The 22,473-nt window shown below is 69.6% G+C and carries 23 protein-coding genes; 12 read left to right on the top strand and 11 right to left on the bottom strand.

Features of this window, described 5'->3' with window-relative positions; translation table 11 throughout:
* Positions 1 to 16 precede the first annotated feature (16 nt).
* The 5 genes from IU476_RS04635 to IU476_RS04615 form a co-directional block, all read right to left on the bottom strand.
* A complete protein-coding gene (locus tag IU476_RS04635) occupies positions 17 to 1,000 on the bottom strand; it encodes an aldo/keto reductase (protein WP_195096787.1) in 984 nt (327 codons plus the stop codon).
* A 160-nt stretch (positions 1,001 to 1,160) separates the two neighbouring features.
* Positions 1,161 to 1,322, bottom strand: coding sequence for a hypothetical protein (locus IU476_RS04630; protein ID WP_195096785.1), 162 nt, complete (start codon positions 1,320 to 1,322; stop codon positions 1,161 to 1,163).
* Between the two features lie 193 nt (positions 1,323 to 1,515).
* Positions 1,516 to 1,962 (bottom strand): MarR family winged helix-turn-helix transcriptional regulator, encoded by a 447-nt coding sequence (locus IU476_RS04625; RefSeq protein ID WP_195096783.1) that lies wholly within the window; start codon positions 1,960 to 1,962, stop codon positions 1,516 to 1,518.
* Positions 1,959 to 3,674: an MFS transporter gene (locus IU476_RS04620; RefSeq protein WP_195097500.1), complete on the bottom strand. Its 1,716-nt coding sequence runs from the start codon at positions 3,672 to 3,674 to the stop codon at positions 1,959 to 1,961. The genes IU476_RS04625 and IU476_RS04620 overlap by 4 nt, the downstream gene beginning before the upstream one ends.
* A gap of 238 nt (positions 3,675 to 3,912) precedes the next feature.
* Entirely contained in the window at positions 3,913 to 4,800 is an 888-nt protein-coding gene (locus tag IU476_RS04615; protein ID WP_228822997.1) for a LysR family transcriptional regulator, read from the bottom strand.
* A gap of 123 nt (positions 4,801 to 4,923) precedes the next feature.
* On the opposite strand from IU476_RS04615, the gene IU476_RS04610 reads away from it, so the two are divergent.
* From IU476_RS04610 to IU476_RS04590, 5 genes are all read left to right on the top strand, one after another.
* Complete coding sequence (locus IU476_RS04610) at positions 4,924 to 6,366, top strand: form I ribulose bisphosphate carboxylase large subunit (RefSeq protein WP_195096781.1); 1,443 nt, start codon at positions 4,924 to 4,926, stop codon at positions 6,364 to 6,366.
* An 11-nt stretch (positions 6,367 to 6,377) separates the two neighbouring features.
* Positions 6,378 to 6,800 (top strand): ribulose bisphosphate carboxylase small subunit, encoded by a 423-nt coding sequence (locus IU476_RS04605; RefSeq protein ID WP_195096779.1) that lies wholly within the window; start codon positions 6,378 to 6,380, stop codon positions 6,798 to 6,800.
* 64 nt (positions 6,801 to 6,864) lie between these two features.
* On the top strand, positions 6,865 to 7,845 hold the full coding sequence (locus tag IU476_RS04600) for an AAA family ATPase (protein ID WP_195096776.1): 981 nt from the start codon (positions 6,865 to 6,867) through the stop codon (positions 7,843 to 7,845).
* 16 nt (positions 7,846 to 7,861) lie between these two features.
* A complete protein-coding gene (locus IU476_RS04595) occupies positions 7,862 to 8,938 on the top strand; it encodes a class 1 fructose-bisphosphatase (protein WP_195096774.1) in 1,077 nt (358 codons plus the stop codon).
* Between the two features lie 11 nt (positions 8,939 to 8,949).
* On the top strand, positions 8,950 to 9,828 hold the full coding sequence (locus IU476_RS04590; RefSeq protein WP_195096772.1) for a phosphoribulokinase: 879 nt from the start codon (positions 8,950 to 8,952) through the stop codon (positions 9,826 to 9,828).
* Between the two features lie 6 nt (positions 9,829 to 9,834).
* On the opposite strand, the gene IU476_RS04585 is transcribed toward IU476_RS04590, so the two are convergent.
* Complete coding sequence (locus tag IU476_RS04585) at positions 9,835 to 10,566, bottom strand: YoaK family protein (protein WP_324193861.1); 732 nt, start codon at positions 10,564 to 10,566, stop codon at positions 9,835 to 9,837.
* A gap of 145 nt (positions 10,567 to 10,711) precedes the next feature.
* On the opposite strand from IU476_RS04585, the gene IU476_RS04580 reads away from it, so the two are divergent.
* Positions 10,712 to 11,830, top strand: a complete 1,119-nt coding sequence (locus IU476_RS04580) for a winged helix DNA-binding domain-containing protein (RefSeq protein WP_195096771.1) — start codon at positions 10,712 to 10,714, stop codon at positions 11,828 to 11,830.
* A gap of 7 nt (positions 11,831 to 11,837) precedes the next feature.
* On the opposite strand, the gene IU476_RS04575 is transcribed toward IU476_RS04580, so the two are convergent.
* Positions 11,838 to 12,791 carry a patatin-like phospholipase family protein gene (locus IU476_RS04575; RefSeq protein WP_324193860.1) on the bottom strand — a complete coding sequence of 318 codons (954 nt, stop codon included), beginning with the start codon at positions 12,789 to 12,791 and terminating at the stop codon, positions 11,838 to 11,840.
* A 220-nt stretch (positions 12,792 to 13,011) separates the two neighbouring features.
* Here IU476_RS04575 and IU476_RS04570 point away from each other — a divergent pair, with 220 nt between their 5' ends.
* The gene (locus IU476_RS04570; protein ID WP_195096769.1) at positions 13,012 to 13,428 is read left to right on the top strand and encodes an NUDIX hydrolase; all 417 of its coding nucleotides are present in this window, start codon (positions 13,012 to 13,014) and stop codon (positions 13,426 to 13,428) included.
* Positions 13,429 to 13,433: 5 nt separating this feature from the next.
* Here the strand turns inward: IU476_RS04570 and dinB are convergent, their stop codons facing one another.
* Both dinB and IU476_RS04560 read right to left on the bottom strand, forming a co-directional pair.
* Complete coding sequence (gene dinB / locus IU476_RS04565) at positions 13,434 to 14,636, bottom strand: DNA polymerase IV (protein WP_195096768.1); 1,203 nt, start codon at positions 14,634 to 14,636, stop codon at positions 13,434 to 13,436.
* A gap of 48 nt (positions 14,637 to 14,684) precedes the next feature.
* Complete coding sequence (locus IU476_RS04560; protein ID WP_195096762.1) at positions 14,685 to 15,725, bottom strand: NAD(P)-dependent alcohol dehydrogenase; 1,041 nt, start codon at positions 15,723 to 15,725, stop codon at positions 14,685 to 14,687.
* A 322-nt stretch (positions 15,726 to 16,047) separates the two neighbouring features.
* Between IU476_RS04560 and IU476_RS04555 the strand changes: the two genes are divergently transcribed.
* Positions 16,048 to 17,169 (top strand): NAD(P)H-dependent flavin oxidoreductase, encoded by a 1,122-nt coding sequence (locus IU476_RS04555; protein WP_195096761.1) that lies wholly within the window; start codon positions 16,048 to 16,050, stop codon positions 17,167 to 17,169.
* A 58-nt stretch (positions 17,170 to 17,227) separates the two neighbouring features.
* Here the strand turns inward: IU476_RS04555 and IU476_RS04550 are convergent, their stop codons facing one another.
* The gene (locus IU476_RS04550; RefSeq protein WP_195096760.1) at positions 17,228 to 17,758 is read right to left on the bottom strand and encodes an LppP/LprE family lipoprotein; all 531 of its coding nucleotides are present in this window, start codon (positions 17,756 to 17,758) and stop codon (positions 17,228 to 17,230) included.
* A 431-nt stretch (positions 17,759 to 18,189) separates the two neighbouring features.
* Between IU476_RS04550 and IU476_RS04545 the strand changes: the two genes are divergently transcribed.
* Both IU476_RS04545 and IU476_RS04540 read left to right on the top strand, forming a co-directional pair.
* Positions 18,190 to 18,975 (top strand): HNH endonuclease family protein, encoded by a 786-nt coding sequence (locus IU476_RS04545; protein ID WP_195096759.1) that lies wholly within the window; start codon positions 18,190 to 18,192, stop codon positions 18,973 to 18,975.
* Between the two features lie 35 nt (positions 18,976 to 19,010).
* Entirely contained in the window at positions 19,011 to 19,235 is a 225-nt protein-coding gene (locus tag IU476_RS04540; protein ID WP_195096758.1) for a hypothetical protein, read from the top strand.
* Positions 19,236 to 19,241: 6 nt separating this feature from the next.
* Here the strand turns inward: IU476_RS04540 and IU476_RS04535 are convergent, their stop codons facing one another.
* Positions 19,242 to 19,682, bottom strand: a complete 441-nt coding sequence (locus tag IU476_RS04535) for an SRPBCC domain-containing protein (protein ID WP_195096756.1) — start codon at positions 19,680 to 19,682, stop codon at positions 19,242 to 19,244.
* Between the two features lie 275 nt (positions 19,683 to 19,957).
* Between IU476_RS04535 and IU476_RS04530 the strand changes: the two genes are divergently transcribed.
* The gene (locus IU476_RS04530) at positions 19,958 to 21,979 is read left to right on the top strand and encodes a PEP/pyruvate-binding domain-containing protein (RefSeq protein ID WP_195096754.1); all 2,022 of its coding nucleotides are present in this window, start codon (positions 19,958 to 19,960) and stop codon (positions 21,977 to 21,979) included.
* Positions 21,979 to 22,473 (top strand): hypothetical protein, encoded by a 495-nt coding sequence (locus IU476_RS04525; RefSeq protein ID WP_195096752.1) that lies wholly within the window; start codon positions 21,979 to 21,981, stop codon positions 22,471 to 22,473. Before IU476_RS04530 ends, IU476_RS04525 begins: the two co-directional genes overlap by 1 nt.

The raw sequence follows: 22,473 nt of genomic DNA, 5'->3' as shown, positions 1-22,473 counted from the left end.
CTCGGTGCGGCGCTGCTCACTTCCCGGCGGCGCGTGCCAGCTCCTCGGGATAGCGTGCCCCGGCGACCGCCTCGGCGGGTGCGGCGGCCTCGATCCGCGCGAGATCCGCTGCGGTCAAAGCGATATCGACGGCCGCGACATTCTGTTCCAGGTAGGTGCGCCGTTTGGTCCCGGGGATCGGCACCACGTCCGCGCCCCGGCTCTGCACCCACGCCAGCGCCAATTGCCCTGCGGTGACGCCCTTTTCCGCCGCCAGCTCGCGCAGCGCCGCGACCAGCGCCAGGTTGCGGTCGATGTTGCCGTCGGCGAAGCGGGGGAGCCGCCGCCGCATGTCGTCGGCGGGCAGATCCGCGGTGGAGGTGATGGCCCCGGTGAGGAAGCCCCGGCCCAGCGGCGAGAACGGCACGATGCCGATGCCCAGCTCGCGGCAGGTCGCCACCACCTCGGACTCGATGTCGCGCGTCCACAGCGACCATTCGCTCTGCAGCGCGGTCACCGGGTGCACGGCGTGCGCGCGCCGGATGGTCTCCGGCGACGCCTCGGAGATGCCGAGGTAGCGCACCTTGCCGGCGGTCACCAGCTCCGACAGCGCGCCCCAGGTCTCCTCGACCGGCACGTTCGGGTCGACGCGATGCTGGTAGTACAGGTCGATGTGGTCGACGCCGAGCCGGGCCAGCGACTCGTCGGCGCACTGCCGGACGTAGGCGGCGTCGCCGCGCGCGCTCATCGAGCCGTCCTCACCCCACACGATGCCGAACTTGGTGGCGAGCACCGCCTGGTCGCGACGATCCGAGATCGCGCGGCCGACGAGTTCCTCGTTGACACCCGCGCCGTACACGTTCGCGGTGTCAAGCAGCGTGACGCCCAGATCCAGCGCGCGGTGAATGGTGGCGATCGCTTCGTCGTCGTTGTCGCGCACGCCGTAGGCCGAGCTCATGCCCATGCAGCCGAGCCCCTGCGCGCCGACGGTCAGTTCGCCGAGTTTCCTGGTCGCGATCATGCGGGGAGATCCTCCTTGATAACGCCGAAGGTGAGCGTCGCGCTCACCGGTTCCGACGCTACGACCTGGAGTTCGCTCCAGGTCAAGTCTCCCTCGCTCCGGCGTGTTCTTGGCCGGAATCTGCCCGAGATTCCGGCCAAGAACCGGCCGGAACGCGTTACTAGAGTGCGCCCGATGCCGGGCGCGAATCAGCGGGCGCTTGCATCACCTGCTGCCACCACGACGAGAGTGGACTCGGTTCGGGCCAGACGACGGCCTCGTCGGGCGTGGTTTCGTCGTCGTCGCGGACGACGGCCGGGGTGAATTTCGAGCGGACAGGCATCACGGTTCTCCTCCGGAAACAGTGTCGAGCTCCGAAAGCCGCACTGTTACACGGGTTCCCGGGAGCTCGAACCTCCGGCCCACGACATTGTGAGCAACCCAGATCTTTGTCAGCAGAAGTGATCTTTTTCTATCAGATTTCGCTATATTGCGCAGCCACAACGCCATACGTGACCGAGAAAAAGTGAGCAGTGTTACTCGTCGAGCAAATCGATGAGCCGGGTCAGGGCGGTGGTCAGCACGGCTCGCTCCTCGGCCGCCAGCCCGTCCAGGGCGGCCGCGAAGCGCTGGATGCGGGCCGAGGTCAGGCCGTTGACCAGGGCGTGCGCCGGTTCGGTCGCCGTCAGCAGCTGTGCGCGCCCGTCCACCGGATCCGCGGTGCGTTCGACGTAGCCGACCTTCTCCAGGCCGGAGACGATGCGCGACATGGTCGGCGCGGTGACCCGTTCGGCCGCGGCCAGGTCGCCCAGCCGCATCGGGCCGGTCCGCACCAGCGAGGCCAGCGCGGCGGCGGAGCCGGGACTGAGCGACCCGAGGTCGCCGGAGCGGCGCAGCAGCCGGCTGATCCGGCCGAGGGACAGGTAGAGATCGGCCGCCTCGGCGAGCTGCTCGGCGCTGCGCGTGCGCTCCTGCTGGATCATCCTGACTTCGCTCCTACCCGAGTCGAGGCCGTGTCGGAATTGTCCGAATCGACACGGTCCGTTTCAGCAAGTATGCCCTCGCGGTCGGCTTCGGCGAGTTCCTGCCGCTCGTCCACGACGTACCTGCCGCCCGCGAACCAGGATGCGATCGAACCGACCAGCATCATCAGCGCCGCGCCGAGGAACACCACCACGAGGCCGGAATGGAACGGACCCGAGATCAGATTCGGGAAGAATTCCTGGCCGGTGAGCACGTCGGCGTGGACGCCCGGCTGCTCGAGGGTGCCGGTGGGACCGAGCAGTTCCTTGAACGGGTTGTAGCCGAGGAAGGTGGCGAACAGGCTGCCCACGGGCGGCATGTCGGCCAGCTGCCCGGCCACCTCGGCGGAGACGCCCTGGCTGCGCAGTCCGGAGTCCATCGCGCCCGGCAGCGTGCCCGAGAGCCCGACGATCATCAGCGAGAAGAAGATGCCGATCGACAGCGCCATGCCGCCGTTCATCAGGGTCGCGCGCATGCCCGAGGCGACGCCGCGCTGCGCGGCCGGCACCGCCGACATCACCTCCGCGGTGTTGGGCGAGGCGAACATGCCCGAGCCCAGCCCGTTGAACAGGATGATCAGCGCGAACACCCAGTAGTCGAAGTCGACCGGGATCACCACCAGCAGCACGAAGGTGACGGCCACGATCGCCAGCCCGCCCGCGGCGAACGGCCGCGCGCCGTAGCGATCCGACAGCCAGCCCGAGACCGGGCCCGCCGCCAGGAAACCCACGGTGAGCGGCAGCATGTAGATGCCGGCCCACAGCGGCGTGGACTCGTAGTCGAAGCCGTGCAGCGGCAGCCAGATCCCTTGCAGCCAGATGATGAGCATGAACTGCAACCCGCCGCGCCCGACCGAGGACATCAGGCTGGCGAAATTGCCCAGCGCGAAGGTGCGGTCGCGCAGCAGCGACATCTGGAACATCGGCTGCCGCACCTTGGTCTCGAGGTAACAGAACGCCGCCAGCAGCGCGACGCCGCCGAACACGGCCGCGAGTACCCACGGGTTGGTCCAGCCGGTCTTGGAGCTGCCGTGCGGCTGGATGCCGTAGGTGATGCCGGTCAGCAGCGCGGTGAGGCCGAGCGCGAAGGTCAGCGTGCCGGGCAGGTCGAGCGAGCCGGGCGTGCGCACGCCGTTGTCGTGCAGCGACCGGTAGGACCAGACGGTGCCGACGATGCCGAAGGGCACGCTCACCCAGAACACGGCCTTCCAGTCCCATTCGGCGAGCAGGCCGCCGATCAGCAGGCCGAGGAAGGATCCGGTCACCGCCGCGACCTGGTTGATGCCCAGTGCCACGCCGCGCTGCCGGGCGGGGAAGGCGTCGGTGAGGATCGCCGACGAATTCGCCATCAGCATGGCCCCGCCGACGCCCTGCACGATGCGCCACACGATCAGCCACAGCGCGCCGCCGCCGAGGTCGAACGGGTCGAACGAGAGCGCGATCGCCGACACCGTGAACACGACGAAGCCCAGGTTGTAGATGCGGACCCGGCCGAACATGTCGCCCAGGCGCCCGAACATCACGACGAGCACCGCGGAGGTCAGCAGGAAGCCCATGATCAGCCACAGCAGATAGCTGACGTTGCCCGGCGAGAGCGGGTTGAGGTGGATGCCGCGGAAGATGGCCGGCAGCGAGATGATCACGATCGACGAATTGATGGTGACCATCAGCATGCCCAGAGTCGTGTTCGACAGCGCCACCCATTTGTAGTGCGGGTGGTCGTGGTCCACGCGGAGCCGGCGGCGGATGGTCCGGACGTCGTCGACGTCGACACCACCGGTGGGTTGAGCGGAAGCCAAGAGTGTCCTTCCAGAGTGGATCGAGCGGACGGAACCTCAGCCAAATATAGTTGTAGCTCGCTAACTAAATAAATACGGCGACGGATGGAATAGGTCACATCCCGGTGACGAGCTACTTCGAGACGGACGCGGGCTCGAACGCCTGCGCGCCGACGTGCCCGGAGTCGAGTAGGTGGCTGACGAACAGCCGGGCCGCCGGTGTCGGCGTGCGGGTGGTGACCGCATGCCAGGGCCGGTCGAGCGGGGTGCCGTCCACCGGCAGCAGTTCCAGCGCCCCCTGCGCCAGGTCGCCTTCGATGGCGTCGCTGTGAATCAGCGTGACGCCCAAGCCTTCTCGCGCCGCCGCCAGGACCGCGCCGTGTGATCCGAGAGTCAGTGTGGGCGGGCGGATCTGGAGCCGGTCCAGCAGCGCCAGCGTGGTCTCGCGCGTACCCGAGCCGTGCCCGCGCAGCAGCCAGGTGGCGGTGAGCGGGTCGGGGCAGTGGCCCGGCGCGCCCACCACGACCAGACGGCTGGGACGGCGGGCCCGGACCACCAGTTGCGTCTCGCGCGGCGGGCGCCCGGCGATCACGAGATCCGTTTCGTGGTGCAGCAATTCGAGGAACAGCAGGTCCCGCGGCTGGATCGAGAGACCGACCTCGATGTCGGGGAAGCGGTCGCGAAACGACACCAGCGGCCGCAGCAGCACGTACTCGCCCGCGGTGGCCACCACGCCGATGCGCAGGCGGCCGGTTTCGGCGCGGCGGACCGCGGCCTGCGCCTCTTTTATCAACCCCAGGATGCTGCGGCAGTATTCGGCGTAAACCCGGCCGGCCTCGGTGAGCGCGATACCGCGCCCGGATTTGGCGATCAATTTCGCGCCCAGCTGTTTTTCGATGTGCGCGACAGCCGCCGAGGCGGCCGCCTCGGTGATGTGCAGTTGCGCGGCCGCGCGCCGGATGCTGTTGTGCCGGGCCACAGCGAGAAACGTTTCCATTCGGACCGCACTCACCGTTCCCATCGTCAGACGGTAGCAAACTCAACGATTCGTTTGAGCGAGACGAGAAACAATCGAATTGTTCGGCCGCAGTGGCCCGTTCATGCTGGATCTGCACGGCGCCACCCCGGGTCAACAGGAGGAACGATGGCCGACGAATCCACCCGCGACCGCTGGGATCCGGGCGTTCAGTCCTATGCGTCGATGGGTTACTACGACGCGGACTACGAGCCGAAGGACACCGACGTGCTCGCGGTGTTCCGGGTGACGCCGCAGCCGGGCGTCGACCCGATCGAGGCGTCCGCGGCCGTCGCGGGCGAATCCTCCACGGCCACTTGGACGGTCGTGTGGACCGACCGCCTCACCGCGAACGATCTCTACCGCGGCAAGTGCTACCGGGTGGACGAGGTGCCGGGGCGCCCGGGGGAGTACTTCGCGTATGTCGCCTACGATCTGGATCTGTTCGAGGAGGGGTCGATCACCAATCTCACCTCCTCGGTGATCGGCAACGTCTTCGGATTCAAACCGCTGAAAGCGCTGCGGCTCGAGGACATGCGTATTCCGCTCGCGTACGTCAAGACCTTTCCCGGCCCGCCGCACGGGACGGTGATGGAACGGGAGTATCTGAACAAGTACGGACGGCCGCTGCTGGGCGCGACGGTGAAACCGAAACTCGGCCTCTCCGCGCGCAACTACGGCCGGGTGGTGTACGAGGCCTGCAAGGGCGGACTGGATTTCACCAAGGACGACGAGAACATCAACTCGCAGCCGTTCATGCGCTGGCGCGACCGTTACCTTTTCGCGATGGAAGGCGTGAACCGGGCTATCGCGGAAACCGGTGAGTTGAAGGGTCATTACCTCAATGTCACCGCCGCCACGATGGAGGACATGTACGAGCGCGCGGAGTTCGCGAAATCGCTCGGCAGCGTCATCGTGATGATGGATCTCACCGTCGGCTACACCGCGATGCAGTCGATGTCGAAGTGGGCGCGGCGCAACGGCATGCTGCTGCATCTGCACCGCGCCGGGCACTCCACCTTCACCCGGCAGAAGACGCACGGGGTCAGCTTCCGGGTGCTGGCCAAGTGGTGCCGTCTGATCGGCGTCGACCACCTGCACGCCGGCACCGTGATCGGCAAGCTCGAGGGCGACCCGCACACCGTGAAGGGCTTCTACGACACGTTGCGCGACAACCACATTCCGGCGAATCCGCGCAACGGCATCTTCTTCGACCAGCACTGGGCGAGCCTGCCCGGGGTGATGCCGGTGGCCTCCGGCGGCATCCACGCCGGGCAGATGCACCAGCTGCTCGACCTGTTCGGCGACGACGTGATCCTGCAGTTCGGCGGCGGCACCATCGGCCACCCGATGGGGATCGCCGCGGGCGCCGAGGCCAACCGGGTGGCGCTCGAGGCGGTCGTCAAGGCGCGCAACGAGGGCCGCGATCTGCTGAAGGAGGGGCCCGACGTGCTGAGGCGGGCCGCGGAGGGCTGCCGTCCGCTCGACGCCGCCCTCACCACGTGGGGCGACGTCACCTTCGAGTACACCTCGACCGACGCCCCCGACGCCGTGCCCACCGCCAGCCACTGAGAGGTCTCGTCATGTATCTGCGTCAGGGAACGTTCTCCCACCTGCCCCCGCTGACCGACGCCGAGATCGGCGGGCAGGTGCGGTACGCGCTGCTGAACAACTGGCCGGTGTCGATCGAGTACACCGACGATCCGCATCCGCGCAACGTGTACTGGGAGATGTGGGGGCTGCCGCTGTTCGACCTGGACGAGCCCGACGGCGTGCTCGCCGAGCTCGACCTCTGCCGGAACACCTTCCCGCAGCACTACATTCGCGTCAACGCCTACGACGCGAGCTACGGGCGGCAGACCACGGCGCTGAGCTTCCTGGTGCAGCGCCCGCCGTCGGAACCGGGTTTCCTGCTGACCCGGGCCGAGTCCGACGACCGCCGCCAGCAGTACGGCTGGCAGCCCTACGCGACCGGGTCGCCCGCCGGCCGGCGCTACGGCGCGTGAGGTGGCGCGGGTGGTAGCGGAAAGGCAACCGGCACAGGACGATCGGGCACCCGGCGGATTCCGGATGTATCGCCCGGGGGAGAACGGGGCGGCATCCGGGCGCGCGCCGACCGGCGAGGCGACGCCGGAGCCCGTCGACGACACCCCGGAAACCCTGGCCGAGGATGCGCGGCTGGACCTTTCCTCCGACCTCGCAGGCGAACTCGTCGACCGCACCCTGGCCCGCCTCGACGCCGAGCTGGTCGGCCTGGCCTCGGTCAAACAGCGGGTCCGGGAGATCGCGGCCCTGCTCCTGGTCGAACGCGCCCGCGAACGCTTCGGCCTCGACACCGCCCGCCCGACCATGCACATGAGCTTCACCGGCGGTCCGGGCACCGGCAAGACGACGGTGGCGCTGCGCATGGCGGAACTGCTGCACACCCTCGGCTATCTCCGGAAACCCAAGGTGCACAGCGTGACCCGCGACGATCTGGTGGGTCAGTTCATCGGTCACACCGCGCCCAAGACCAAGGAGGCGCTGGCTCGCGCCGCCGGGGGCGTGCTGTTCATCGACGAGGCCTACTACCTGTTCCGGCCGGAGAACGAGCGCGACTACGGGCAGGAGGTCATCGAGATCCTGCTGCAGGAGATGGAGACCGAGCGCACCAGCCTGGTGGTGATCTTCGCCGGCTACCCGGACCGGATGGAGACCTTCTTCTCCGCGAATCCCGGCCTGTCCTCGCGGGTCGCGCACCACATCGAGTTCCCCGACTACACCCACGAGGAGCTGCTGTCGATCGCGGAACTGATGACGGCGGACCTGCACTTCCGCTTCGACCCCGACGGCCGCGCCGCGTTCGCGAAGTATCTCGAATTGCGGATGGCGCGACCGCGATTCGCCAACGGGCGCAGCGTCCGCAATGCCCTGGACCGCTGCCGGCTGCGCCAGGCCAAGCGGCTGGTGGAACTGCACCGGCCGCTGGGTCGCGCGGATCTGATCACGCTCACCGCCGCGGACGTCTACGGCAGCAGCGTCTTCGCGGACGCACACGACGGATCACCGTGAGGAGTTGACCGGCGCCATGCCCGAGGGACTGAAGACGCTCACCCGGTACACGATCGAGCAGGAGCACCGCCACCCCGGCTCCTCCGGCGAGTTCTCCGCGCTGCTGAACGTGCTCGCCACGGCGACGAAGACCATCGCCAATCGGGTCACCCGGGGCCGCATCGTCGGGTCGCTCGGCGCCCAGCCCGCCGACAGCCTCCCGCCGACCGTGCATCGCCGCCTCGACGCCATCGCCGACGACATCATGGTCTCGGAATCCCAATGGACCGGGCCGTTGTCGGCGCTGCTGTCCGAGCAGCGGTCCGAGTTCCACCCCGTGCCCACCGAGTATCGCCGCGGCAAGTACCTGCTGGCCTTCGACGCTCTCGACGGTGCGTCGAATATCGACGTGAACCTGCCCGTCGGAACGATTTTCAGCGTGCTGCGCGCACCCGACGAGGATCGGGCGCCCGAGGCCGCGGACTTCCTGCAACCCGGCGTGCGCCAAGTGTGCGCCGGGTTCACCCTCTACGGCCCGGCCACCATGCTGGTGCTCACCACGGGCAGCGGCGTGGACGGTTTCACCCTCGACCGGGAGATCGGCGCGTTCGTGCTCACCCACCCGCGCATGCGGATCCCCGACGACACTTCAGGTTTCGCGATCAACGCCGCCAACGAGCGGTTCTGGGAACGGCCGGTGCGGCGCTACGTGCACGAATGCCTCGAGGGCGCGGAGGGGCCGCGCGGCCGCGACTTCAATATGCGGTGGGTGGCGTCGCTGGTCGCCGACACCTTCCACATCCTCACCCGCGGCGGAATCTACCTGTACCCCTACGACACTCGCGAACCCGAGCGCCCGGGGCGGGTGTCGCTGCTGTGCGGGGCCAACCCGATCGCCTTCGTGGTCGAGCAGGCGGGTGGCGCCGCGACGACCGGCGGCGAGCGGGTGCTGGAGGTGCCGCCGCGCGCGCCGCACCAGCGGGTGCCGATCATCTTCGGGTCGCGCAACGAGGTCGAACGGATCGTGCGCTATCACCGCGACCCCGACGCGGGGCCGCTGTTCGACGCCTCGCTGTTCGGTTCCCGCTCGCTGTTCCGGCCCGCGCCGCACTGACGGGAGAGGTCATGTCGCTGAAGCATCCCGTGGTCGCCATCACCGGGTCCTCCGGTGCCGGGACCACCAGCGTGACCCGGACGTTCCAGGAGATATTCCGCCGCGAGGGCATCAAAGCGGCCATCGTGGAAGGCGATTCGTTCCACCGGTTCGACCGCGACGCGATGAAGCTGGCGATGGCCGAGGCCGAGCAGAACCGGGATCTGCATTTCTCGCATTTCGGCCCGGAGGCGAATCTGCTGGAGGAATTGGAGACGCTGTTCCGCGATTACGGCGAAACCGGTGTCGGGCTGGCGCGGCGCTATCTGCACGACGAGGGTGAGGCGAAACCGTACGGGCAGGAGGCGGGCACCTTCACGCCCTGGGAGGAACTGGACCCGGGCAGCGACCTGCTGTTCTACGAAGGCCTGCACGGCGCGGCGGTGACCGATGTCGTCGACGTCGCGAAATACACCGACCTGCTGGTGGGCGTGGTGCCGATCATCAACCTGGAGTGGATTCAGAAGGTGATCCGCGACAAGACCGAGCGCGGATACTCCAGCGAGGCCGTGATCGACACCATCCTGCGCCGCATGCCCGACTACGTGAAATTCATCTGCCCGCAGTTCTCCCGGACCTACGTCAATTTCCAGCGGGTGCCGACCGTGGACACCTCGAATCCGTTCATCGCCCGCACCATCCCGACCGCGGACGAGAGTTTCGTGGTGATCCGCTTCGCCGACCCGAAGGTGATCGACTTCCCGTATCTGCTGTCGATGCTGCACGACTCGTTCATGTCGCGGCCGAACTGCATCGTGGTGCCGGGCGGGAAAATGGATCTGGCCATGCAGCTCATCTTCACGCCGCTGATCCTGCGTCTGATGGACAAGCGGCCCAAGCGAAAAGCGTGACCCCGCTCATTTGCGCCGAGTCGGCACCTCGATCGCGTCGGGATGGTCGTGCACCCAGCGCGGATCGGCGAACCACGTGTACGCCGACACCAGCGCCGACCCGACCACGGCCGTGTACAGCATGTCGCGCCCGTCCACGACGAGACTGATCGACCCGCCGATGACCGCGCCGAAGGCGAAGGAGAAGTACAGCACCGCGTACCCGAGCCAGTCGCGCGCGCTGCCGCCGGCGAGGTGGCGCTCGATGCCCTGCGCGAGTTTCACCAGCGTGCCGGTGACGTAGGTGAGCGGCACCGACACCTCGCCGTTCTTCACGAACGAGGTGTTGAGCGCGCCCATGCCGAACGCCACGAACAGGATCGGCGCCAGGCCCAGGTTCCGGTCGTGGTGGGTCAGGACGCGGTCGGTGACGGCCGCGAGCGCCAGCGCGATGGTGGCCAGCACGGTCGCGCCGTGCGGGTGGTTGCGCCACCAGTGCCGCCGGCAGACCGACGCCACGATCACGCCGACGACGAAGCAAACGATCAGCGCCAGCGCGCCGCCGGCGAGGGTGTAGTCGCCGAGGAAGTTGCCGAGGATGGCGCGCTCGGTGTTTCCTGTCATGAAAGTGACGAAATAACCGGCAGAATGGGTGTAGGCGGCGGCGCCGACGAAGCCCGCCAGCATCGAGAGCACCGCGGACAGCCGGGTCTCCAGGTCCCAGAACCGGGTGGGCGCGTCGGTCGGTGTCGAAGTCACAGCGACAGGCTAGCAATATATGCACAGTCGTGCATGAATCGCGCTTCCCAGGTGTGTGAATTCACGCTCGGTCGGTAGGTGTCGGTGGCAGAACTTAAGGTGGCCACGGGCCGCGCCGGGTGCGGTGCCAGTAGGGAGGCTGTCGGTGCGGGTCACATGGGATCAGGTGTTCGCGTGGCGGCTGCGCAGGCAGCTGGTGAGCCCGCGCGGCGAGGGGGACGCGGTGGCGGTCGCCGAACGACTGGGCGGCATCCAGGCGCAGGTCACCTCGGCGGCGGAAACCGCTGCGGCGCTGCGGCATTCGTCCGCGCCGCCGGGTGGGGTGGTGCGGGCGCTGGAATCGGGCGCGCTGGTCAAGACGTGGGCGATGCGCGGCACCCTGCACGCGGTGACCCCCGCCTTCGCCCGCGCCGTGCTGCCGCTGCTCGCCTCGGCCCGCACCTGGGAGAAGCCGAGCTGGCAGAAGAACTTCGGCGCGTCCCCGGCGGAGGTGGCCGCGCTGGCGGAGGCGGTCGGCGAAGTCCTCGACGGCGCGGTGCTCACCCGCGCCGAACTGGTCGAGGCGCTGCTGGCCGACGCCCGCTTCCACGCGCTGGGGGAGCAGCTGGCCTCCGGCTGGGGCGCGTTGCTGAAACCCCTGGCGTGGCAGGGCGTGCTGTGCCACGGCCCCGCGCGCGCCACCAACATCACCTTCACCGCGCCGACGCATTTCGTCCCGGGCTGGGGCCCGCTGCTCGAGCCCGAGGCCGCCGCCCCGCACGTCATCACCACGTACCTCGGCGCCTACGGTCCCGCCACCGAAGACGCGTTCAGCGCCTGGCTCCTGCGCGGTGCACTGTCCAAAAAGACCGTCCGCCAATGGTTCACCGACCTCGGCGACGCACTCACCGAGGTCGACGTGGAGGGCCGCCGCGCCTGGCTCCGCACCGAGGACGCCGAGGACCTGGCCACCACCACCCCCACCACCGCCACCCACCTCCTGGGCCCGTTCGACCAGTACATCCTCGGCCCGGGCACCAACGACACCGCCCTCCTCCCCGCCGAACACCGCGCCCGAGTCAGCCGCACCGCAGGCTGGATCTCCCCCTTGGTCCTCACCGCCGGCCGCATCACCGGCACCTGGACCACCGAAGCCGACACCCTCACCCTCACCATGTTCGACAACACCCCACCACCCCTCCCCGCCCTACAGGAAGAAATAGCGGCAGTAGCCCGAGCCACCGCCCAACCCGCCCTGCGCCTCTCGGCCGGAAGAGACGCATGAGAGCGACTCAGGCGTGGGAAGTCGGGGTGAGGTAGGGCGACAGGGTGGTGTGGGTGATGGTGCGGCCGAGGTCGAAGGCTTGTAGGAGGAGGGGTTCGGCGCGGGCCACGCGGCCTACGGTGGGGGAGCCGGCGGGTGGGCGGATCTGGAGGATCGCGGGGTTGTCGGTCATGGTTTGTTCGTCGCGGTGGTGCTGGTCGGCGCGGGCGAGCCAGCCGTCGACCACGCCGGGGGCGTGCCGGGACAGGAAGCGGGTGACCACGCGGCGTTCCAATTCCGAGGGGGCGCTGGGGTTTTCGTCGGCGCGGCGGGTGCGCAGCACCAGGGCGTGGGTGGCTCCCTGGGCGAGAGCCGTGCGGATGGGGACCGATTCGGACATGCCCGCGTCGACGTAGCGGCGGTCGGCGAGCGGCACCGGCCGTCCCGCGAGGATCGGCATGCAGGTGCTGGCGCGTAGGGCGCGTTGCAGCGCGGAGACGTCGGTGAGGTGCGGGTGCAGGTCCACGGCGGCGCCCGTCGCGGCGTCGGTGCCGATCGGGTGGAAGGTGACGGGGTTGGCGAGGATGGCCGGGAAGTCCATCGGCACGAGCCGTTCGTACACCGCGTGCACGAGATACCGGGTGTCGACCACGCGCCCGCCGCGCAGCGCGCGAGCCGGGGCGATGACCCGCCGCACCACGTCGGCCTGCCACGCCCGCCGCGACCGGTTCGCGCGCCCGCACAGCAACCAGGCGCCGTTGAGCGCACCGGCCGACGACCCGTACACGGCATCGAAGTACCGCAGCACGCCCAGGTCCTCGAGCGCCGCGACCATGCCGTGCGAATACACCCCGCGCGCCGAGCCGCCCTCGATCACCAGGGCGAGCCGGGCATCGTCGCCGCGCTCTCCGGGCGCACTGCCCTCGGCCTGCCGGTGGGCGATGAGTTCGCCCACCGCCGAGCGGTTGTCGCTGTCCGGCACCGGCGCCTCCACGTCTCGAAACGATCGCATTTCTGTCTAGCACATGCGCTCGGAGACAGAGACCGCGTGGCGGTTGGCTCGGTGCGGGCCGCCCCCAGGGGGATGGGGTCGGGCGGCCCGCGTGGTCAACAATGCCGTGTCACCGGCGGTCGACCCCAGGGACTTTCGTCCTCTACCCGGTGGCCGGAAGGCCGTTGGTGCCGACCGGTAGCCTGCTGTCATGCTGACCGGACCGGGCACGCGGCTGATCGACACGGTGGCGTGGGTGCTGATCGAGCACGGCCGAATCCTGTGCGCCCGACCGCGCGGCAAGGACGTCTTCTTCATCCCCGGCGGCAAACGTGAGGGCGCGGAGACCGATCTCGAGACCTTGCTGCGCGAGATCGACGAGGAGCTGACGGTCGCCTTGCTCCCCGCCACCGTCGCCCACGTCGGCACCTATGAGGCCGGATTGCCCGGCGCGACAACAGGTCTGGTCCGCATGGCCTGCTACACCGCCGACTACACCGGCACTCTCGCACCGAGCAGCGAGATCGCCGAGATCGCCTGGTTCGATTACAGCGACCGTGCCCGGGTGCCCCCGGTCGACCAGTTGCTGTTCGACGATCTCGCCGCCGCCGGCCGCCTGCCCGGCTAGCGGTCTCAGTCCGGCAACAGCGGCACCGACAGCCCCTCACCGCGACCGAGCAGCGCGGCACGGGTCACGGTGCCCGCGCCGAAACGGTCCCGCAGCCGATCCAGCGTCGCGTCGAGGGTGGCCTCGGGCCGCGCGTCGAGCGGAAGGGTGAGCTGGCGCGGGTCGGCATCCTCGAGATTGGTCAGCGACAGGCCGATGAGGGTGAGCCCGCGCTCGTCGATCATCGGCAGCGCCTGCGACAACAAGGTCCGCGCCGTGCCGACGATGACCGTGCCGTGATCGGTCGCCTCGGCGAGGGTGTGGGAGCGGGTGGCGCGGGTGAAGTCGTCGAAACGCAGGCGCAGCACCACGGTCCGGCACATCCGGTCCGCGGCGCGCAGGCGGTGACCGAGCCGGTCCGCCAGGCCGTGCAGATACGCCTCGATCTCGGCGGGCGTGCGGTGCCGACGGCCCAGCGCCCGCTGCGCCCCGATCGACCGGCGTCGCCGCCCCGTGTCGACGCGGCGCGGATCGCGGGCCCACGACAGCGCGTGCAGGTGCCGCCCGGCCGCCGGGCCCAGGATCGACGACAGCCGTTGTTCACCGAGTTCGGCGAGCTGACCGATCCGGGTGATGCCGTGATCGTGCAGCGTGGCGGCCGTGACATCGCCTACGCCCCACAGTCTTTCGACCGGCAGCGGATGCAGGAAGTCGAGCTCGCCGTCCGGCGGCACCTCGAGCAGCCCATCGGGTTTCGACACGGCGCTGGCGACCTTGGCCAGGAACTTGGTCCGCGCCACCCCCACGGAGATCGGCAGCCCGACCCGTTCCCGGACCTCGCCGCGCAGCTTGCGCGCGACGTCGACCGGCGCACCCGCGATCCGCCGCAACCCGCTCACGTCGAGAAACGCCTCGTCGATGGAGATGCCCTCGACCTCCGGTGTGGTGTCGCGGAAGATCTCGAAAACCGCCTTGCTGGCCTGCGCGTACGCCGACATGCGCGGCGGCACCACGATTGCGTGCGGGCACAACCGCAGCGCCTGCCCGGCGTTCATCGGCGTCCGCACCCCGAGCGCCTTGGCCTCGTAGCTGGCCGCCAGCACCACGCCGCCGCCGACGATCACCGGTTTCCCGCGCAGTTCGGGCGCGTCCCGCTGCTCGACCGAGGCATAGAACGAGTCCAGATCGGCATGCAGTATGGATGCTTCTCGACCACCGGACACGAACATATGTTCGCATACCCATCGGTCTATTGTCTCGGGCTCCCCGCCGGGAGATCAGCCGTTGGGCAGAATCACCGCGCGGCCGTTGATCTTTCCGGCGTGCAGCCGCTCGTAGGCGAGCGGCGCCTCCTCCAGCGAATAGGTTTCGACGTGGACGTCCACCGCGCCGGCGCGGGCCAGATCGAGCACTTCGCGCAACTCGCCGCGGCTGCCCCAGTACGGCGCGGTCACGGCGACCTCGAAGGGCAACGCGCCGAAGCCGACCGGCAGGGTGCCGCCGCCGATGCCGACGATCGTCACGTCGCCCTCCATCGCGACGCACCCGCCCGCGGTGGCGGTGGTCGGGGCCGCGCCGACGAAGTCGAATACCGCGGTGGCGCCGCGACCGCCGGTCAGCTCCTTGACCCGGTCCGCGGCTTTCGCGTCGGACATCACGGTCTCGTGCGCGCCGACGGTGCGGGCGAGTTCCAGCTTCTCCTCGGAGACGTCCATCGCGATCACGCGGGCGGGACTCAGCGCACGCAGCAGTTGGATGCCCACGTGCCCGAGCCCGCCCGTGCCGATGACCACGGCCGTCGACCCCGGCACCAGCTTCGGCAGCGACCTCTTGATGGCGTGGTACGGCGTGAGACCCGCGTCGGTCAGCGGCACCGTCCGCACCGGGTCGAGTCCGTCGAGCGGTTCCAGGTGGCGCGCGTTGTCCACGATCATGTACTCGGCGATGGCGCCGGGCGCGCCCAGTCCGGGCGGGAAGATGCCCAGTTCGGCCGCGCGCAGGCAGTAGTTCTCCCTACCGGCGGCGCACGGCGGGCAGGAGCCGCAGCCCCACGGCCCGTACACGGCGACCGAATCGCCGACCGAGAATCCGGTGACACCGTCGCCGAGCGCCGCGATCGTCCCCGCGCCCTCGTGCCCGAGCGTCAGCGGCAGCGGATACGGGAAGTCGCTCGCCGGCCACGACATCACCGCGATGTCCGAATGGCAGACGCCCGCCGCGGATACCCGCAACAGCACCTGGCCGGGCCCTGGCTCCAGGTCGGGCACGGTGACCAGTTCCGGTGCGGCGCCGATGGTTCGATACTGCACAGCCTTCATCGCGAGACCCTCCGTCGTCGGGGTAGTCGATCGGATCCACAGGCTCAGCTCGATCGCCTCCGATCCTACGGGCTGTGACACGGCGGCCGCGGAAATGCCGGGGCGAACACCTCGACCCCGCTCGCAACAATTAGAACGCGTTGCGGGCTCGAAACCGCACATCGTCGGTCGCCGCACGCGGGTCCTATACCCAGTGACAAGCCCACTTCTGCCGCCGCCACTCGATTTGACGACGCGCAGGCGCTAGTCTAAATCTGAAACGTGTTCTAGTGTGTGCGGCGAGGCTTTCCAGCGCCGGAAGACAAGAGGAGTCCACCAGGCCATGCGTACCGAGATCTGCGAACGACTGGGTATCGACGTCCCCATCTTCGCCTTCACCCATTGCCGCGACGTCGCCGCGGCGGTCAGCAACGCCGGCGGGCTCGGTGTGCTGGGCGCGGTCGGCTTCACCGCCGAGGAGCTCGAGGTCGAGCTGGCCTGGCTCGACGAGCACGTCCAGGGCGTCTACGGCGTGGACCTGGTCATCCCGTCCAAGTACGAGGGCAAGGGCATCGACGGCCTGTCGCCCGAGGAACTCGAGGCCAAGCTGGGCGAGATGGTCCCGCAGGGCCACCGCGACTTCGCCGAGAAGATCCTGTCCGACCACGGCGTGCCGCGCCTGCCCGAGGGCGAGCACCACAACCAGCTGCTCGGCTGGACCGCCACCACCGCCGCCCCGCAGGTCGAGGTGATCCTGAAGCACCCGAAGGCGAAGCTGGTCGCCAACGCGCTGGGCACCCCGCCCGACGACGTGATCAAGCAGGTGCAGGACTCCGGCCGGCTGATCGGCGCGCTGTGCGGTTCGGTGAAGCACGCCCTCAACCACAAGAACGCGGGCCTGGATTTCGTGGTCTGCCAGGGCACCGAGGGCGGCGGGCACTGCGGTGAGATCTCCTCGCTGGTGCTGTGGCCGCAGGTCATCGACGCCGTCGGCGACATGCCGGTGCTGGCGGCCGGCGGCATCGGCAACGGCCGCCAGATCGCCGCGGCCATGGCGATGGGCGCGGCGGGCGCCTGGACGGGTTCGCTCTGGCTGACCGTCGAGGAGGCCAATGTGCCGCCCGCGCAGATGCAGACCTACATCGAGGCCTCGAGCCACGACACGGTCCGCTCGCGGTCATGGACCGGCAAGCCGTGCCGCATGCTGCGCAACGACTGGACCGACGCGTGGGAGTCCGCCGAGACCCCCGACCCGCTGCCGATGCCGCTGCAGATGATGGTCGCCCTCGACGGCGTCAAGCGCGGCCACCGCTACCCGGAGGCGGCCAAGGACGTCAACTTCAACCCGGTGGGCCAGGTGGTCGGCCTGATGACGAAGGTGGAGCGCACCGCCGACGTGATCCAGCGCCTGATCGAGGAGTACCTGGAATCCTGCGAGCGGCTGAACAAGCTCAACAACGTCTGACCATTCGGTCGTGGGGCCCGGCGGACGCACCGCCGGGCCCCACGCTCGTTCTCGCGGCTCAGCCGGGCGGGTTGCCTTTCATGACGACACGCTGTCCGTCCCAGTGGAATTCGACCTGCGTGTGGGTGCCGTCCGGGCAGGCGTTGCAGCTGCCGGGCGTCTTGTAGTCGAGGACGACGGTGTCGTCGGTGGTGGCCGCGGCGGCCAAACTCGTGAAGCCGCGCGCCTTTTCGGTGGCGGTGCCCAGATACGTGCCGCGGTGGAACAGCAGGGCGTGTTCGGGGGAGCTGCCGGTGGCGCCGGCGATGGTGACGATCGCCGTGGACAGCGTCGCGCAAGGATCGAAATTGCCGCGGAACGTGGCCGGGTCGGTCGCCCACGGCGCCTGGGTCGCCGGCTCGGGCGGCAGGCCCGCGACCGCGGCCCGGACGGCGGGCGCTGCCAGGTCGACCCCGCACCGCAACGGCGGCGCGCTCGGCGAGGAGCTCGCCGCGCTCGTCGGCTCGCCCGGGCTGCCCGACGCCTGGCACGCGGTGAGCGCGCCGACGGCGGCGACGGCCGTCGCGGCGACGGCGATGGTTCGCAACACTTCTCGTTCACCTCCGGGGTGGCGGATGCCGCTGTCGAAGCGCGGCGGCCTCGCCAGTATCGATCCCGAAACCGTTCGGCGACAGACCCCGAGACCGGGGTGGTGTGACTCCGGTTACTGAATCCGGTGTCGGGCTTGCTGTTTGCTCGAACCGTTGACACTGTGATGTCCCGAGATGAGAAGTGCATACGGGGAGCCGTCGTGGCGCGGCCGAAAAGTGATACTGCCCTTGGTGTTCGCGTATCTGCTGCTCGTGGCGGCATGGGTCGCACGCGCCGTTGCTGGAGGGTCGCGCTGCCGCTGCGCCGGCAGCGACTGCTGCGCAAATCAGGGAGATAGCGCATGATTTCCCTGGTACTACAGCGGCATTCGGGACGGTGTGTGGTGAGCGCTAGCAGTGACAAGGTCGTCGGAGAGCACCGGGAGGCGTCGTGGTGAAACGGTCCTCCCGCAGCAGCGGCGCGCGCCGCGTACTCACGTTGGTCGCACCGGTTCTGGTGGCCGTCGTGCTGGCCGTGGGCTATGTGCTCATCGACGAGATGGGCAACAAGGACAGCGGTAAACCCGCGCCCGCCGGCAGAACGGCCGTGGCGGGCAAGGACGTTCCGCAGCAGTTCGCGAAACTCGTTGTCGCGCCGGAGGCCCCGATGAGCGGCTACAGCCGCGAGAAGTTCCCGCACTGGGACACCAACACACCGGAACACGGATTCGGCCCGGATTACACGCAATACGCGAAATGCGAGACCCGCGACGTCATGCTGCTGCGCGACGCCACCGGCCCGGTCACGCTCGACGCGAAGACGTGCAAATTCACGGTGGGCAAGGACGGCGGCTGGCGCGACCGGTACGGCATTCTCGATCGGAAGACGGGAAAGCTGAAGGACTACAAGTTCACCAGCGACCCGTCGGGAATGGACGCCGACCACATCGTCGCGCTCGCCGAGGCCTGGCGTTCCGGCGCCGCCGACAAGGACGAGGCCACCCGCCGCAATATCGCCAACGACGCGGAGAATCTGGTGGCCGCCGACCCGTCGGCCAATCGCTCCAAGGGCGACCAGGATCCCTCGGACTATCTGCCGCCGGGCGAATACCGGTGCACCTATATCGACCATTACATCAAGGTCAAGATAAAATACGCGCTGAGTGTCGATTCCGACGAGCAGTCCGCACTGCGTACCGCGGTGGACGACTGCGTGCAGCGAGGAGAATTCAGATAAGCGACATCATCGAGATCACCGCCAAGGCCGCCGTCATGACCGAGGAGGAGGGGACGGTGTCCGGTGATCTCGATGTCCGCGTCGACGACAAGGGCCGGGGCCAGGTCCGCTACCGCGATACCGGCTCCTGGTACACCATCGGGAATCTCGACGGCGAGCCGCCGCGCACCTGGTCCTCCGCCACCGAACTCGCCGCCGCCATCGAGGCCGGCCGCGGCGAGCGCGACGCGGCCGGCAACACGATCCCCTTCGAGGCGTAGCGGCGGCTAGGCGATCCGCTCCGCCCGCTCCTTGACCCCTGCCGTCATTCCGCCGAACCCCCGCCGCAGCGCCCCGCCCAGCAGCCCGGTGACCAGCGGCCGCAGCCAGCCGCCGATCTCGAAGTGCGAGGCGTAGCGGCAGCGGCCGTCCGGCAGCGGCGTCAGCGTGTGTGAGCGCAGGCTGTGCAGCGCGCCGAGGGGCACCGGCTTCATCGAGTAGCTGAACTCGGTGCCGGGGGTGTGCGTGCGGATCCACTCGCGTTGATGCATCGGCTTGGCGCCCACCAGTCGCACGCGCATATCGATCGGCGCGCCCGGTTCCAGCGTGGTGCGGCAGTCGGCGACGAACGGATTCCACTCGCCGTACGCCGCGAAGTCGGTGAGCACCTTCCACACCACCTCGGCGGGCGCGTCGATGTCCACGGTGTCGTCGATCGTGAAGGTCATGCGACGACAATACTGAAACCTGTTCCAGTTCGCGCCGGTGTGACCCAACCGTCAAGTAAAACGAACGGTCATTCTTGACAAGCCCCGAACGCCGGGTGAACACTGAGAGGCAATAAGTGGAGCACCTACCTCCTCTTAGGAGGTTGTCGTGCCGGCTCCCGACACGTTGACAGTGAAGACCGCGATCACGCTGCGGCGCAACGCCGTTGCCGCGCACGACCCGCCCGCCGCCGAGTGCATGAAACAACGTCGTTTCTCACAGAAGGCAGCCTGCGATGACCATCCTCACGACCCAGCAACCCACCGTCGTCTCCCTGCGTGACCCTCGCGCGCAGGACCCGGCGCTCACCGGCGCCAAGGCGGCCGCGCTGGCCCGCGCCGCCGGCCGCGGACTTCCCGTACTGGACGGATTCGTCCTCACCACCGCCTGGACCGAACAGGCCCGGCCGCCGGAGATCGAATGGCGGCGGCTGTCCATCGGCGGCACGCGAGCGCTCGTGGTGCGCTCCTCGTCGACGGCCGAGGACGGTGCCGAGCAGTCGCTCGCGGGACTGTACACCTCCGTGCTGGATGTGCGCGGCTGGACCGATTTCTCCGAAGCGGTGGGCCGGGTGCGGGCGTCCGGCACTCAAGTCGCGGATTCCTCGGGCGGCGGCGCGATGGCGGTGCTGGTGCAACCGTTCCTACCCGCGGCGTGGGGCGGGGTCCTGTTCACCGCCGACCCGATGAGCGGCCGCCGCGACCGCATGGTCCTGACGGCGGTCCGGGGCGGCCCCGATGCCGTGGTCTCCGGCAGCGCCGCCGGGTGGACCGCCTCGCTCACCCGGCGCGGACGCTTGCGCACGGTACTCACCGCCGATGGACCGGAATTGCCGATCGGGCTGCGGCGCAAGGTCGTTCGCCTGGCCGCGCGGGCCACCGCGGTCTTCGGCGGCCCACTGGACATCGAATGGGCCGTCGACGCGTCCGGCCGGGCGGTACTGCTGCAGGCGCGACCGATCACTGCCCTGCACGGCCCCGGCGAGGGCCCGATCTTCGGTCCCGGTCCGCTGGCCGAGACGTTCCCCGAACCGCTGCGCCCGCTGGAACAGGACCTGTGGCTGACGCCGCTCGCCGACGGGCTGCGGGTCGCGCTGGAACTCACCGGCACCGCGTCCGCGCGTCGGCTGCGCACCTCACCCGTGGTGACCACGGTCGCCGGGGTGCCGGTGGCCGACCTCGAACTACTCGGTGCGATCGCCCCTCGAAAAACGTTGCTGCGCTGGCTCGATCCGCGCCCCGGAGCCCGGCGTCTGGGCGCGGCCGTGCGGGTGGGCCGACTGGCCGCCGCACTGCCGGAACTCGCCCGGCAGACCTGCGCGCGAGTGGACGGCGACCTGGCGGAGGTGCCGCCGGTCCAGCAACTCGGAACCAGCGGTCTGCTGGACGTGTTGCAGCACACCCGCACCGCGCTCACCGCGGTCCACGGCTACGAAGCGCTGGCGGGCATGCTGTTGCGTGACCGCCGCCCCGCCCCGACCGCGGCGGCCATGGCATTGTCGGCGCTGGCCGAGGCCCGCGCGGCCGGGCTGACCGACGATCAAGCAGTGGCCGAGTTCCCTGTGGTGCTGGCCTTGTCGCCGCCGCGCATCGGGCCGCCCGCGGCGCTCCCGGAGGTGGTGCTCGATGCCGAGCTGCCCGAGGGTGTATTCGCCGAACTCGCCGTGGCGCGCGAGGCACTGCGGTTGCGGGCGCGCTGGATCCAGGAACTCGCGGCCCGCGTCGCCGCGGAACTCGGCGCGCGACTGACCGCGACCGGCTTGCTGGCGGAGCGAGACGCGGTGGCGCTGTTGCGTTTCGACGAGTTGCGCGCGGCCGTGACCCGCCGGGTCCTGCCCGCCGACCTGCTCGACCGAGCGACACCGGAACCGCTCGCGGTGCCGACGGAATTCCGGTTCGCCGACGGCGTCCCGGTGGCGGTGGCCCGCGCGGCGCAGTCCCCGGAGCACGGTGTCGGCGCGGGCGGCGGCAGCGGACGCGGCGTGGTGCACATCGGGCATCGGCCGCCGCCCGGCTCGGTGCTCGTGGTCCGGCACCTGGACCCGCGGCTCGCCGCGGTGGTGCCGGGGCTGGCCGGACTGATCGCCGAAACCGGCAGTCCGCTCAGCCATCTGGCGATCCTGGCCCGCGAGCACGGCGTGCCCGTGGTGGTCGGCTACGCCGACGCCACGCGGCGCCTGCCCGACGGGGCCGAGGTCGAACTCGACGGACGCACGGGCGCGGTGCGGATCGTGCCGGAATCGATGGAGGTGCGGTGATGGTGCGCAGACTCGGTGTGGTGCTCGCCCTGGGCACGGTGCTGGCCACGGGCGCTTACGTTTTCGTCTATCTGTATCGGTGGGAGTGGAATCGGGCCATCATGTCGGCGACGCTGTTCCTCGCGGCCGAGGTCGCGCTGGTGGCCATGCTGCTCACCAATCGCCTGCGGGCACTGCAGGAACGTCCGGTCCCGGTGGCGGACGAGGGGCGCACCGCGCGCATCGTCCGCGCGGCCACACCTCCCGCCCGGGTGAACTTCGCCTGGCTGTCCCGGCCGGACCGGCTGAACGTGTTCGTCCCGGTGCTGCTCGCGGGCGGGGTGCTGCTCACCGGAATCGCCTGGGTGGTCGAGCGACTCGCGCGCGTCACCGCGAAACCGGTGGCGACCCGGCGCATCGTGTCGCGGCTGGAGCGGCTGGCACTGCCGCCGGAGGGTTTTCTCGCGCCGATCGACGACGGCACCCGGCTGCTGCGCGGCCCCTTGGTGCGGTAG

This window comes from Nocardia blacklockiae (assembly GCF_015477355.1).
GTDB lineage: Bacteria > Actinomycetota > Actinomycetes > Mycobacteriales > Mycobacteriaceae > Nocardia > Nocardia blacklockiae.
The sequence above is the reverse complement of the archived record's forward strand: the minus strand, read 5'-3'. Positions and strand labels throughout refer to the sequence as shown.

Coding starts and splice junctions, on each gene's coding strand:
- IU476_RS04635 (WP_195096787.1), bottom strand. CDS start 1,000: ATGATCGCGACCAGGAAACTCGGCGAACTGACCGTCGGCGCGCAGGGG.
- IU476_RS04630 (WP_195096785.1), bottom strand. CDS start 1,322: ATGCCTGTCCGCTCGAAATTCACCCCGGCCGTCGTCCGCGACGACGAC.
- IU476_RS04625 (WP_195096783.1), bottom strand. CDS start 1,962: ATGATCCAGCAGGAGCGCACGCGCAGCGCCGAGCAGCTCGCCGAGGCG.
- IU476_RS04620 (WP_195097500.1), bottom strand. CDS start 3,674: ATGCTGATGGTCACCATCAATTCGTCGATCGTGATCATCTCGCTGCCG.
- IU476_RS04615 (WP_228822997.1), bottom strand. CDS start 4,800: ATGGGAACGGTGAGTGCGGTCCGAATGGAAACGTTTCTCGCTGTGGCC.
- IU476_RS04610 (WP_195096781.1), top strand. CDS start 4,924: ATGGCCGACGAATCCACCCGCGACCGCTGGGATCCGGGCGTTCAGTCC.
- IU476_RS04605 (WP_195096779.1), top strand. CDS start 6,378: ATGTATCTGCGTCAGGGAACGTTCTCCCACCTGCCCCCGCTGACCGAC.
- IU476_RS04600 (WP_195096776.1), top strand. CDS start 6,865: ATGTATCGCCCGGGGGAGAACGGGGCGGCATCCGGGCGCGCGCCGACC.
- IU476_RS04595 (WP_195096774.1), top strand. CDS start 7,862: ATGCCCGAGGGACTGAAGACGCTCACCCGGTACACGATCGAGCAGGAG.
- IU476_RS04590 (WP_195096772.1), top strand. CDS start 8,950: ATGTCGCTGAAGCATCCCGTGGTCGCCATCACCGGGTCCTCCGGTGCC.
- IU476_RS04570 (WP_195096769.1), top strand. CDS start 13,012: ATGCTGACCGGACCGGGCACGCGGCTGATCGACACGGTGGCGTGGGTG.
- dinB (WP_195096768.1), bottom strand. CDS start 14,636: ATGTTCGTGTCCGGTGGTCGAGAAGCATCCATACTGCATGCCGATCTG.
- IU476_RS04560 (WP_195096762.1), bottom strand. CDS start 15,725: ATGAAGGCTGTGCAGTATCGAACCATCGGCGCCGCACCGGAACTGGTC.
- IU476_RS04555 (WP_195096761.1), top strand. CDS start 16,048: ATGCGTACCGAGATCTGCGAACGACTGGGTATCGACGTCCCCATCTTC.
- IU476_RS04540 (WP_195096758.1), top strand. CDS start 19,011: ATGACCGAGGAGGAGGGGACGGTGTCCGGTGATCTCGATGTCCGCGTC.
- IU476_RS04535 (WP_195096756.1), bottom strand. CDS start 19,682: ATGACCTTCACGATCGACGACACCGTGGACATCGACGCGCCCGCCGAG.
- IU476_RS04530 (WP_195096754.1), top strand. CDS start 19,958: ATGACCATCCTCACGACCCAGCAACCCACCGTCGTCTCCCTGCGTGAC.
- IU476_RS04525 (WP_195096752.1), top strand. CDS start 21,979: ATGGTGCGCAGACTCGGTGTGGTGCTCGCCCTGGGCACGGTGCTGGCC.